Below are 12,120 nucleotides of genomic sequence, written 5' to 3' on the forward strand. Positions count from 1 at the left end.
CTCTCCTTTATTGCGTGGCGCGCAAGGCGGCGATGCGCAGCGCGGCCGGTGGGTGCGAGTCGTAGAACAATGAATGCAGCGGGTCCGGCGTCAGCGTGGCGGCATTGTCACGATAGAGCTTGACCAGGCCGGATACCAGCGCCTCAGCGTCGCTGACTTCGGCGGCGTAGTGATCGGCTTCATATTCATGCTTGCGCGAACCACGGCTGGCGATCCAGCCGAAGGGGAAGGTGAACACCGACAGCGACAGAAAGAACAGCACCAATGCGGCGGCGGTGGACGGTACCGCGACGCCCAGGCCGGCATAGAACCAGCCGGCATCCTTGAGCAGACCCAGGATGGCAAGCGTGATCAGGCCCATGCCATACATGGTGACCATGCGCTTGATGATATGGCGGCGCTTGTAGTGGCCCAGTTCATGGGCCAGCACGGCCTCCACTTCCAACGGCTCCAGGCGCTCGATCAGCGTATCGAAGAAGACAATGCGCTTGGTCTTGCCGAAGCCGGTGAAGTAGGCGTTGCCGTGGCTGCTGCGCTTGCTGCCGTCCATGACGAACACACCGTTTGATTCGAAGCCGCACTTCTTCAAGAGGGCGTCGATCCGGTCCTTCAGGCTGGCGTCGGCCAGCGGCGTGAACTTGTTGAACAGCGGGGCGATGAAGTTCGGGTAGACGGCCATCAGCACCAGGCCGAACGTGACCCAGGCGGCCCAGGCGTAGAGCCACCAGAGCGAACCGGCGGCATCCATCAGCCACAGGACCAATGCCACCAGCGGCAGCCCCAGTGCGGCGCCCAGCAGGGTGGACTTGATCAGGTCGGCGATGAACACGCCCAGCGTGGTCTTGTTGAAACCAAAGCGCGCTTCCAGCACAAAGGTCGAATACAGCGAGAACGGCAACGACAGGATGCCATTGACGACGGTCAGGCCGACGATCAGTGCCAGCCCGGCCCAGACGCCATTGCCGGCCAGCTCATGCGCCTTGCCATCCAGCCAGCCTACGCCGCCACCGAGGGTGAAACCCGCCAGTATCAGCGACTCCCAGACGATGCCGATGCGGCCAAAGCGCACCTTGGCCGCGGTGTAGTCGGCCGCCTTCTGGTGAGCGTCCAGCTCGATCTGGCTGGCAAAGTCGGCCGGTACGGCAGCGCGGTGCGCCAGCACGTGATGCAGGTGCCGGGTCTTCAGCCACAGTTGCAATACGGTGGAAAAGACCAGGAAAAACAGGAAAACGAGACTGAAGGCGTGGGCTGTCATGCCGGCGTATGCGAAAATGGAGGATTACAGGACTTACGACCCCGTGTGCAGCAACTGGTTGCGTACGTGGCAGAAAGATGAACGGCGAAGTATGGCACAAGACCCCAATCGACTCATCTGGCTTGATATGGAAATGACCGGGCTGGAGCCCGATCGTGATCGCATCATCGAGCTGGCCGTGGTGATTACCGACAACAACCTCGATACCGTGGCCGAAGGCCCGGTACTGGTTGTGCACCAGCCCGACAGCGTGCTGGACGCCATGGACGACTGGAACAAGAACACCCATGGCAAGTCCGGCCTGATCGACCGGGTCAAGGCATCTACCCTGGATGAAGCCGCCGTGGTGCAGCAGATGCTGGCTTTCATTAGCGAGCATGTCCCGCAGGGCGCATCGCCCATGTGCGGCAATACCATCCACCAGGACCGCCGTTTCATGGCGCGCTGGATGCCGGAGCTTGAAAGCTGGTTCCACTACCGCAATCTGGATGTCTCCACGCTGAAGGAGCTGTGCAAGCGTTGGAAGCCCGAGGTGGCAAAGGGATTGAAGAAATCCGGCAAGCACGAAGCACTGGCGGATGTGTACGAGTCCATCAATGAACTCAAGTACTACCGCGAGCATTTCCTCAAGGCCTGATCCCATGGATAGCTACGCACTGGCCGAAGCGCTGGGCCATGCCTTGCAGGCGCGTGCCTGGCGGGTCACCGCTGCGGAATCCTGCACCGGCGGCGGCATCGCCAGTGCGATTACGGATATCGCCGGCTCGTCCGGCTGGTTCGATATGGGTTTCGTGACCTATTCCAACCATGCCAAGCAGCAGTTGCTGGGCGTGAGCCCGGCCACGCTGTTGCAGCATGGTGCGGTGAGCGAGGCGGTCGTGTGCGAAATGGCACAAGGCGCCTTGCGCGCCGCCCGCGCCGATCTGGCTGTGGCGGTCTCCGGCGTAGCGGGGCCGTCCGGCGGCACCGCCGCCAAACCCGTCGGGACCGTATGCCTGGCGGTGGCGGGGCCCCAGGGGGTGCAGAGCGAGACACAGCACTTCGAGGGCGACCGGGCCTCGGTTAGGGCGCAGACAGTCGCCTGGGCGCTGACCCGCTTGCTGGCCCATAGCCAAGCTTGAGCCGCTGGAATAAGGCTGTACCAAATCGTGCCTGTCGGCCTCGCGCCGGCAAGCTATTGTGATTCCTGATCAATCGAAACCATACCCATGACCACCATCGTCGTCGTCCGCAAGGGTAATCAGGTCGCCATCGCGGCGGACACCCAGTCCACCTTTGGCGACACCCGCCTTGGCCATCTGCATGATGCCCGGCCGGACAAGATATTCGAGTCGCACCACAGCCTGTTCGGCATCTGCGGTGCTGCGGCGCACGATCTGGTGTTGCAGTCGGCGCTCGCCAAGGGCCGGACGCTGGATTTCAGCAGCCGCCCCGCGATCTTCGACAGCTTTCGCAAGCTGCACCCCAAGCTGAAGGAAGACTTCTTCCTCAAGACCGAAGAGGAAGAAGACGACCCTTACGAGTCGAGCCAGATGACAGTGCTGATCGCCAATGCGCACGGCATCTTTGGCATGTACTCAATGCGCGAGGTCTACGAGTACCGGCAGTTCTGGGCAATCGGCTCGGGCCGCGACTTTGCCATCGGCGCCATGCGCGCCGTCTATGAACGCCCCGACCTGACGGCCGCAGACATCGCCCGTGTGGGCGTCGAGACCGGCTGCGAGTTCGACGTCAACTCCTCCCTGCCGCTGACCCTGCGCACGGTCGAACTCATCAATACCGAATCCTGAAAGACCGAATATGAGTAAAGACATCCTGCAACGCTTCCTGTTTGACGCCGCCCCGGTGCGTGGCGAAGTCGTCCAGTTGGGTGACAGCTGGCAAGAGGTGCTGGCCCGGCGCAGCTACCCGCCGGTATTGCAGAAGATCATCGGCGAGCTGATGGCAGCCTCCGTATTGATGACTGCCATGCTGAAGTTCGATGGCTCGCTAATCATGCAGATGCACGGAACCGGCCTGGTGAAGCTGATCGTGATCGAATGCGAATCCGACCTGACACTGCGCGCGACCGCCCGCTGGGATGAGGAAGCCGGCGACATTCCGGATCTTCCGCTCGCCCAGTTGCTGGGTGAGGGTAAGTTCGTGATCACGCTGGACCCGCGCCAGGGCGGCCAGACCTACCAGGGCATCGTCGGCCTGTCCGGCAGCAGCGTGGCCGCGATCATCGAGCATTACATGCAGAGCTCGGAACAGCTTGATACCCGCTTGTGGCTGTCGTGCAGCGGAGGCAAGGCCGCGGGCCTGATGCTGCAGAAGCTGCCGGCAGGGCAGGGTGATCCGCACGCCTGGGAACACCTGACCACCCTGTCGGAAACCATCACCCCGGACGAACTGAGCACGCTGCCGCCGGAGGACCTGCTCTTCCGCCTGTTCCATCAGGACGCAGTACGGGTCATGGTCGAGGAACACCCGCATTTCGGTTGCCGCTGCTCGCGCGAGAAGGTCGGCAATATGATCAAGATGGTGGGCCAGGAAGAAGCCGAGTCCATCCTCGCCGAACGCGGCCATGTAGAGGTCAATTGCGACTTCTGCAACCAGTACTACGAGTTCGATGCCGTGGACGTGGCGCAGTTGTTTGTCACCGATTCGAGCGCAGCGGCCGACGACACGCGTCACTGAGGCGGCTTGAATGCAAAAAAAAAGGGAGCCATTGGCTCCCTTTTTTATTGGCCCTGCCGGATCAATACCGACGGCTCAGGCCTGCCGGTTCAACTGGATGCGCAAACTCGCGATCAGCCCGCCGTCTTCCGCATTGGCAAGTATCAGCTCACCGCCGTGCCGCCGCGCCACACGCTCGGCAATGGCGAGTCCCAGCCCGCAATGGCCGTGCCCCTGGCGCGCAGGGTCCAGTCGGTGGAAAGGTCGACGGGCACTGTTGAGTTCTTCCGGCGGCAGTCCAGGGCCGTGATCCCGTACCGTGATTTGCCAGCTCTCACCCGCCTGGATCGCCGATAACAACACCGGCGGCTTGCCATGGGTCAGCGCGTTGTCGATCAGATTGCACAGCGCGCGCAAGAGCGCCAGCCGGTCGACTTCCGGTGCCGGGCCTTCATCAATGCGCTGGATGCTCACAGCTGCGTGCCCGTAGCGCTCGACAACTTCCCGCAGCAGCTCGCCCATATCCAGCCGCTCGCGCTCGGCGTCGTCGGCTTCGCCGCGCACATAGGCCAGGAATTGCTCGGTGATGCGCTGGATATCATCCAGATCCCGCTCGTACGCACTGATGTCAGCATTGTCGAGCAAGGCCAGCCGCATGCGCAGCCGGGCCAGCGGCGTACGCAGATCGTGCGATACCCCGGCCAGCAACGTGCGACGTTCTTCTTCCAGCGCCGCAAGGTTGCTCACCATGCTGTTGAAACTGGCCGTCAGCTTGATCACCTCGCGCGGCCCCTGGTCCGGCAGCGGTGCCAGTGCCTGGCCCTTGCCGACGGCAGCATGGGCGGCCGCAAGCCGGCGCAGCGGACGATAGATTGGCCACAGCAAGGCCAGCGTGCCGGCCAGCGCCAGGATGACCATCACGACGACAAGTTGTACCAGCGAGCGATTGTCCCCGGGCCGACGATCCGGCCACGGGAAATGCTGGCTGAACCAGACCTGCTGACCATCAAGCTGGAAGCGCAGCCACAGACGCGGCCCGCGCGGCCCCGGCCCGGAGCCCATGTCAGGCCCCGGTGGCATGGGTTCCAACCCCATGCCGCGCTCATGGGGCGGTGGGCGATGATCATCCGGCGGTTCCGGTGGCGGCGAGCGATCGGCATCCGGCCGGGGGCCAGGTCCGCCTTCGCGCCGGCCACCGCTATGGCCCAGCCAGGTACCCGCGCCCAGTTTCTCAACCAGCTCGTCGGTAATGGCCTTTTCCATCTCGTTCTGCTGAACCTCCACGCCGGGCGGCAACTGCAGGCTAAGGCTGCCTTGCGGCTGCGCGAGCAAGGCCTTGCGCTGCTCAGGCGTCAGCCGCAGGTACTCGCTGCGCTGGGTGTCCACGGCCGCCACCAACTGGTTGGCAAATTGTCGGTGCAGATCAGCGGCATGAAAAAAGCGGAACAGACCAAACACAGCAAAGTGGCTGGCGGCCAGCGTGACAATCAGGACCAGTGCGGTACGGCCGAGCAGGGTGTCGAGCTGACGAGGCAGCTTCAGCTTCATCGGGCTTCGCCGTCCGGCACGAAGACATAACCAAAGCCCCAGACGGTCTGGATCAGCCTGGGCGTGGCAGGGTCGGGCTCGATCAGCTTACGCAGGCGCGAGACCTGCACATCCATGCTGCGCTCAAAAGCCTCTGCCTCACGCCCCCGGGCCAGCTCCACTAGCCGCTCGCGGCTGAGCGGGCGATGGGGATGCCGAACCAGCACCGCCAACAGGCTGAACTCGCCACTGGTCAACGGTATCGGCACACCAGCGCGGGAGAGACGCCGGGTGGAAAGATCCAGCTCACAATCGCTGAAGCTCACCACACCACCCTCCGGGTCCGGCGCACCGGCAGGCGCACGCTGGCTATGCCGGCGCAGAATGGCCTCGATGCGCGCCAGCAACTCGCGCGGATTGAAAGGCTTGCCGAGATAATCATCCGCGCCCATCTCCAGGCCGATGATGCGGTCGATTTCGTCCCCCCTGGCAGTCAGCATCAGGATGGGCAGATCCTCACCCTGGCCGCGCAGGCGCTGGCAGACCGTCAGGCCAGAATCACCCGGCAACATCAGGTCCAGAATCAATAGGTGCGGACGTTGCCGGTTGAGGCGCCGTTCAAGCTGGCTGGCATCCGCCATCACCGTAACGGTATGGCCATGTTTCTCCAGGTATTGCTTGATCATGGCGCGCAATTCCGCGTCGTCGTCGATCAACAGTAGGTCGTAGCTATTACTCATGGCGTCGAGTGTAAGTGCCGCTGTGTTGAAAGACTGTGCTGCCGCTGTAAGTGGATGTAACGGTAGAGCTTTGCAGATACATCCGCTTACATTTGTGCCGATTGCACTGACAAAGCAGTTACGTACCGGGGCTACTTTCGGCAGGGTGCGCGATTTGCGTACATCCTGTTAAGGAGCCCTCATCATGGTTTCAAGCGTATCAGGAGGCGGAACCGCTGCGTATCCGCCTTATGCCCGGGCCTCCGGGCAGCGGCCAGATCCGGCCGCCATGCAGCAGAAGCTGTTCAAGAAACTCGATGGCGACGGTGATGGCAGTGTAAGCGAGACCGAATTCGCCGAGCTGACCAAGAACGCACCCAAGCTGCCCGAAGGCGTTGAAGCACCCAGCTTCAGCGGCTTCGACAGCGATGGCGATGGCAAGCTGACGCAAAGCGAGTTTTCCGAAGGCAGCAAGAAGCTGGAAGAACAACTGCACAGCCAGTTCGAGAGCATGCGTGCCCAGGGTGGCCCTTCCGGCCCGCCACCAGGTCCGCCGCCCGGCGGGCAGGGCGAGGGGCTCGACAAGGACACGATCACCAGCCTTGCCAAGAGCACCAGCAGTTCCAACCCCACTGCCTCATCCAAGCTGGCGGATCTCGCGGAGAACTTCGACGCCGCAGACGCCAACGAGGACGGCAAGGTCAGCATCGAAGAACTGCTGGCTTATGAAGACAAGAAACAGGAAACCGACGGTACTTCATCAAAGGCCAGCACACAGAGCCAGAAGACCTCGTTGCAGGACAAGTTGCAAGCGCTGGTGATTTCCCTGCTTGGCGATGGACAGGATAGCCAAAGCAGCGGGCTAAGCGTGAGCGCATAGCAAGGTAGCAAAACGGGGGCGCCGGACGGCATGGTTGATGACCATGCCGTCTTTTCATATCCAGCGCCGGTACTTCCTCAAGTGTAAATATGCTTGTCGCCATGCGGCCTGCTTTACAGACCCTTACATGCAGAGGCTTGCGTGCAATCGTTGGCTTACGCAAGGCCCTTAGAGTGATGGGCATACGCTGCATGGTGCGGCGGATAGATCGGAGAACTCAACCATGAAATTCATGCCCAGATTCATGGCCATGACGCTGATTACCCTGATGGCGGGGGCTCACGCCGGCCAGGCAGCAGCACCCGATGGCGATATGCACAGGCCACCACGTCCCCCCATGCACGGCATGCCGGGTGAAGGCCCGATGGGACCGGGCCTGATGTGGGACATACAACGCGTCAAGGCCGAGCTCAAACTCAGCCCCGAGCAGGAAGCAAGCTGGCAGGCCGCCGTAGATGCCAGCAAGGCCGTAAGGGAATCAATGCGCAAGCAGCACGACGACTTCCGTGCAGCCATCAAGGCAGAGCAACAAAAGGACGTGCTCGACCTCGCCAAGCTCGACCAGCTCATGGAACAGCAGCGTGAAAAAGGCCGCGCAGCCCACGAGGCGGTCAAGCAGAAATGGCTCGCCATCTACGCCAGCCTCAATACCGATCAGAAGCGTATTGTCAGCCAGCGTATCAAGGACAAGCTCGCCCGTATGGATCACCTGCGCGAGCGCTTCAAGGACCGCAAGCGCCACCGGCCGGACGGCGAAGCACCCAAAGGCTGATCAGACCCATTGATCTGACCGGAGCAAGGCTGCAATAAAAACAGGCGAGTCATCTGACTCGCCTGTTGCATTGGATCAAGACCTGCTCGCCGCCTCAGCCCGCCGGCACAACCCGGCTGACGCGCCCGCGGGTGATGACCCGAATCTTCTGGCCGGGAACGAAAGTGATATCGGATTCCTGCACCACGGCGATCACCTCACCGTTATCCATCTTCAACACCAGCTCCACGCCATCCTTGCTATTGGCCTCCTTGCCCAGCGCATTGCCAACGGCACCACCCGCCGCAGCGCCAAGTACCCCGCTGACAATCGAGCCATTGCCCTTGCCGACATTACCGCCCACCGCCACGCCGCCGATGACCGCACCGATGATCTTGCCGATTTCGCTATCGGATTGGATCTTCACCGGCCGTATGGATTCCACCATGCCTTCACGCACCCGCGCCTCGTTCAGCGCCTCGGACGGCATATAGATATTGGCAGACCGGTCGCTCGCGCAACCGGCCAGAGCCAGGGTGATACCTGCGATGGTGCCGATCATCAGGCGGGAAGGAGTCAAAGTGTTCATGGCATGTGTCCTGTTCAAGTGGGTAGGAGCATGGAGAGATTATCCGCCTCGGGGTTCCCGGCCGAAAACGGCACTATTGACGCTAGGCCAGGGAATGCCATTAGTGCCAATCCGTCCCCGCCATCCCCCTGAAAGTGTAGTGAACCGTCCCCGGTTATGACACTCGATTTCCGACCAGACTGGCAAAGGGTAGAATGCATCCCAGACGACGCGGCAAAACAAGCCAATCCAGCGGCCAGCCATGGCCTGAAGCCGCGCGAGGGAGATGCATGAAGTTCCTCTTGAGCAATGACGACGGCTATTTCGCCCCAGGGCTGGCTGCGCTGGCCGATGCCCTCCGCGAGCAGGGCGAGGTTCACGTGGTTGCCCCGGAACGCGACCGGAGCGGCGCATCCAACTCCCTGACCCTGGACAGACCACTCAGCCTCAAGCGCGCTGCGTCCGGCTTCCACTATGTCAACGGCACCCCCACAGACTGCGTGCACCTCGCCGTCACCGGCCTGCTGGAAGAACGCCCCAACCTCGTCGTGTCCGGCATCAACCACGGCGCCAATATGGGCGACGACACGATTTACTCCGGCACCGTAGCCGCCGCGACCGAAGGCTACCTGCTGGGCATCCCCTCCATCGCCATCTCGCTGGCCCGGCACGGCGCCCGGCATTTCGATACCGCAGGCCGCGTCGCGGCCGAACTGGTCGAACGCCTGCGCCGCGACCCCATCCGGGGCGCCGTGCTGCTGAACGTGAACGTGCCAGATCTCCCATATGAGGAAATCAAAGGCTGGCAGGTCACCCGCCTCGGGCGGCGGCATAAGGCCGAACCGGTCATCAAGACGCAGAACCCGCGCGGTGAGACAATCTACTGGGTAGGGCCGGTCGGCGCGGCGCAGGATGCGGTGGAAGGCACCGATTTCTGGGCAGTCGCCAACGGCTATGTCTCCGTCACGCCGTTGCAGATAGACCTGACGGCATTCAAACAACTGGATTTTCTCGCTGGGTGGCTGGCATGAAGCATGTCTTTCCCGGCATAGGCATGACATCGGCCCGCACGCGTGGCCGCATGGTCGAGCGCTTGCGGCAGCAAGGTATACGGAACGAAGAAGTCCTGGGCGTGATGGCCAATACGCCCCGCCATATCTTCATCGACGAAGCCCTGTCCCATCGCGCCTACGATGACGTCTCCCTGCCCATCGGCCAAGGCCAGACCATCTCCCAGCCCTATATCGTCGCCCGCATGGTGGAGCTCGCCATCGGCGCAGCCCGCCGCGAAAAGGTGCTGGAAGTCGGCACCGGCTGCGGCTACCAGACCGTAGTACTCGCACAGCTCTTCAAGACCGTCTATTCGGTCGAACGCATTGCACAGCTACTGGACAAGGCGCGCATGCGGCTGCGGGATTTGCGAATAAGCAACACCCGTTTGCGCCACGGAGATGGCTTTGTCGGCATCGCAGAAGCCGGTCCTTTTGATGCCATCATCATGGCGGCGGCCCCAACCTACGTCCCCGAAGCCCTGCTAAACCAATTGGCTATTGGGGGACGCATGGTTTTCCCTATCGGCAATGTCGATCAGGAATTACGAATAATCGAACGCACAGAAGAAGCTTTTATCGAGACCAAACTCGAAAAAGTCCGCTTCGTGCCCATGTTGCCGGGCCTTGCCTAGCTTCAACATAACTGTCATCGTGGCGCTGTAGGCTTCGAGCCACTCGCTACGCACCAATTCCAAATCGAGGGAGTAACGAGTTGAACGTTCGTCGTACCGCCGGTGTCATGTCCGCTTTGCTGTTGGCCGCTTGCGCGACCGAACCGGCCCGTTCCCCCGCACCCGTCGTGGACCGTACGCGTCCTGGCGGTGGTTCTGCTGCCAAGCCTGCACCTATACAAAACACGAACGCGGGCAAGTCTGCCCCGTCTGTCGATACCCGCGGCAAGTCCTATACCGTCAAGCCGGGCGACACCCTCTACAGCATCGCGCTCGAAAACGGCCTCGATTACAAAGAAGTCGCCGCCTGGAACCAACTGGCCGACGCCAACCTGATCAAAGTCGATCAAGTATTGCGACTGACCGACCCGAGCGAAGAAACCTCGTCCGATGCCTCGTCCGATCCATCCGGCGTGGTCGTACGCCCCCTGAAGCCCGATGGCGGCGCCGCACCCTCCACGCCCGTCAAGGCAGACACCGGCACCGTCGTCGCCCTGGTCAGCTACCCCAAGGCCCTCAAGCTCTCTTACAGTACCGATGCCGCCACCGTTGCGCGGCAAGCCGAAGGCCCGATTCAAGGCGCAGCACAGGCCAAACCGACCGAACCAAAACCGGTCGAAAAACCTGAGCTCAAGCCAGAGGCCAAACCGGCCGATAACAAACCAGTCAACCCAAGTACCGGCGAAGAAGAAATCGCCTGGTCCTGGCCCACGGTCGGCAAGGTCGTGGCGCCATTCTCAGACAGCAGCAAAGGTCTCGATATAGGCGGAAAACTTGGTCAGCCGGTGCTTGCAGCCGGCTCGGGCAAGATCGTCTACGCCGGGACTGGACTGCGTGGGTACGGCAAGCTCGTCATCATCAAGCACAACAAGACGTACTTGTCCGCCTACGCGCACAACAATCAGTTGCTGGTGAAAGAAGGAGATAACGTGAAAAAAGGAGACAGAATTGCCGAAATGGGAAATAGCGATGCGGAACAGGTCAAGCTGCACTTCGAAATCCGGCGTTTTGGAAAGCCGGTTGATCCAATCAAATACCTGACGGCGGGGTAGCTCCAAAATGAACGACTCCATGGATACCATCGATGACGAGCTGCTTGACGAAGAACTCCTTGATGAAGAAGACGAGGAGGCGGTTGAAGAGGGCGAACCAGAAGTAGAAGGCCAGCAGCAGGAAGAGACTGGTCGTTATTCAGTGGAGTCGACTGGGGATGTTACCCAGATCTACCTCAACGATATCGGTCAGAGCGCACTGCTGACCCCGGATGAGGAAAGACGACTGGCAAGGCTGGTCGTCCAGGGTGATTTTGACGCCCGGCAGAAGATGATCGAACACAATCTTCGGCTGGTCGTGAACATCGCCAAGCACTACATCAATCGTGGCATGGCACTGCTCGACCTGATCGAGGAAGGCAATATCGGCCTGATGCATGCCCTGGAGAAGTTCGACCCCGAACGAGGGTTCCGTTTCTCCACTTATGCAACCTGGTGGATCCGCCAGAGCATAGAGCGCGCCATCATGAACCAGTCGCGCACCATCCGTCTGCCCGTACACGTCATCAAGGAACTCAACGTCTACCTGCGTGCCCAGCGCCATCTGGAAGCCCAGATGGGGCGCGAACCTTCCATGGAGGAAATCGCCTATCAGGTCGATAAGCCGGTGGAAGACGTCCGCAGGGTGATGAACCTCAATGAGCGCATGGCCTCGCTGGATGCGCCGCTGGATATCGACCCCATGCTCTCCATCGGGGAATCCATCCCCGACGAACAGCACGAAGGGCCGGAAATGGTCCTGCAGAACGCCGAAGTACAACGTTATGTGCGCGAATGGCTCAAGCAGCTCAACGACAAACAGCGCATGGTGATCGAACGCCGCTACGGCTTGAACGGCTACGATATCTGCACGCTGGAAGACCTCGCCGCAAGCCTGCAACTCACGCGCGAACGGGTCCGTCAGATCCAGATCGAAGCACTGGAAAGCCTGCGGCGCCTCCTGCGCCGGCAAGGCGTCTCCAGGGATGTCCTGCTGGGCTGATCAAG

Annotated in this window: 14 protein-coding genes; 10 read left to right on the forward strand and 4 right to left on the reverse strand. The window is 61.5% G+C overall.

Annotation, left to right across the window (positions count from 1 at the left end; translation table 11 throughout):
- Positions 1–7: 7 nt before the first annotated feature.
- Positions 8–1,255 (reverse strand): M48 family metallopeptidase, encoded by a 1,248-nt coding sequence (locus tag ACYVHK_RS05040; RefSeq protein ID WP_460528246.1) that lies wholly within the window; start codon positions 1,253–1,255, stop codon positions 8–10.
- Positions 1,256–1,346: 91 nt separating this feature from the next.
- On the opposite strand from ACYVHK_RS05040, the gene orn reads away from it, so the two are divergent.
- From orn to hslO, 4 genes are all read left to right on the forward strand, one after another.
- On the forward strand, positions 1,347–1,892 hold the full coding sequence (orn, locus tag ACYVHK_RS05045) for an oligoribonuclease (RefSeq protein ID WP_460528248.1): 546 nt from the start codon (positions 1,347–1,349) through the stop codon (positions 1,890–1,892).
- A gap of 4 nt (positions 1,893–1,896) precedes the next feature.
- A complete protein-coding gene (locus ACYVHK_RS05050) occupies positions 1,897–2,376 on the forward strand; it encodes a CinA family protein (protein WP_460528250.1) in 480 nt (159 codons plus the stop codon).
- A gap of 87 nt (positions 2,377–2,463) precedes the next feature.
- A complete protein-coding gene (locus tag ACYVHK_RS05055) occupies positions 2,464–3,045 on the forward strand; it encodes an MFS transporter (protein ID WP_460528252.1) in 582 nt (193 codons plus the stop codon).
- 10 nt (positions 3,046–3,055) lie between these two features.
- Positions 3,056–3,934: an Hsp33 family molecular chaperone HslO gene (gene hslO, locus ACYVHK_RS05060; RefSeq protein ID WP_460528254.1), complete on the forward strand. Its 879-nt coding sequence runs from the start codon at positions 3,056–3,058 to the stop codon at positions 3,932–3,934.
- A gap of 75 nt (positions 3,935–4,009) precedes the next feature.
- Here hslO and ACYVHK_RS05065 read toward each other — a convergent pair whose 3' ends face one another.
- Both ACYVHK_RS05065 and ompR read right to left on the reverse strand, forming a co-directional pair.
- A complete protein-coding gene (locus ACYVHK_RS05065) occupies positions 4,010–5,461 on the reverse strand; it encodes a two-component system sensor histidine kinase family protein (RefSeq protein ID WP_460528256.1) in 1,452 nt (483 codons plus the stop codon).
- Positions 5,458–6,180: a response regulator transcription factor family protein gene (gene ompR / locus ACYVHK_RS05070; protein WP_460528258.1), complete on the reverse strand. Its 723-nt coding sequence runs from the start codon at positions 6,178–6,180 to the stop codon at positions 5,458–5,460. Before ompR ends, ACYVHK_RS05065 begins: the two co-directional genes overlap by 4 nt.
- A gap of 268 nt (positions 6,181–6,448) precedes the next feature.
- On the opposite strand from ompR, the gene ACYVHK_RS05075 reads away from it, so the two are divergent.
- Positions 6,449–7,039: an EF-hand domain-containing protein gene (locus tag ACYVHK_RS05075; RefSeq protein ID WP_460528260.1), complete on the forward strand. Its 591-nt coding sequence runs from the start codon at positions 6,449–6,451 to the stop codon at positions 7,037–7,039.
- 223 nt (positions 7,040–7,262) lie between these two features.
- On the forward strand, positions 7,263–7,811 hold the full coding sequence (locus ACYVHK_RS05080) for a Spy/CpxP family protein refolding chaperone (RefSeq protein WP_460528262.1): 549 nt from the start codon (positions 7,263–7,265) through the stop codon (positions 7,809–7,811).
- Between the two features lie 94 nt (positions 7,812–7,905).
- Here the strand turns inward: ACYVHK_RS05080 and ACYVHK_RS05085 are convergent, their stop codons facing one another.
- Complete coding sequence (locus tag ACYVHK_RS05085; protein WP_460528264.1) at positions 7,906–8,379, reverse strand: outer membrane lipoprotein; 474 nt, start codon at positions 8,377–8,379, stop codon at positions 7,906–7,908.
- 269 nt (positions 8,380–8,648) lie between these two features.
- On the opposite strand from ACYVHK_RS05085, the gene surE reads away from it, so the two are divergent.
- The 4 genes from surE (at position 8,649) to rpoS (ending at position 12,115) form a co-directional block, all read left to right on the forward strand.
- Positions 8,649–9,389 (forward strand): 5'/3'-nucleotidase SurE, encoded by a 741-nt coding sequence (surE, locus tag ACYVHK_RS05090; protein WP_460528266.1) that lies wholly within the window; start codon positions 8,649–8,651, stop codon positions 9,387–9,389.
- Positions 9,386–10,042 carry a protein-L-isoaspartate O-methyltransferase family protein gene (locus tag ACYVHK_RS05095; RefSeq protein ID WP_460528268.1) on the forward strand — a complete coding sequence of 219 codons (657 nt, stop codon included), beginning with the start codon at positions 9,386–9,388 and terminating at the stop codon, positions 10,040–10,042. Before surE ends, ACYVHK_RS05095 begins: the two co-directional genes overlap by 4 nt.
- Positions 10,043–10,122: 80 nt before the next feature.
- Positions 10,123–11,133: a M23 peptidase family protein gene (locus ACYVHK_RS05100; protein ID WP_460528270.1), complete on the forward strand. Its 1,011-nt coding sequence runs from the start codon at positions 10,123–10,125 to the stop codon at positions 11,131–11,133.
- 19 nt (positions 11,134–11,152) lie between these two features.
- A complete protein-coding gene (gene rpoS, locus ACYVHK_RS05105; RefSeq protein ID WP_460528272.1) occupies positions 11,153–12,115 on the forward strand; it encodes an RNA polymerase sigma factor RpoS in 963 nt (320 codons plus the stop codon).
- Positions 12,116–12,120 lie beyond the last annotated feature (5 nt).

The organism is Chitinimonas naiadis, from assembly GCF_054780835.1.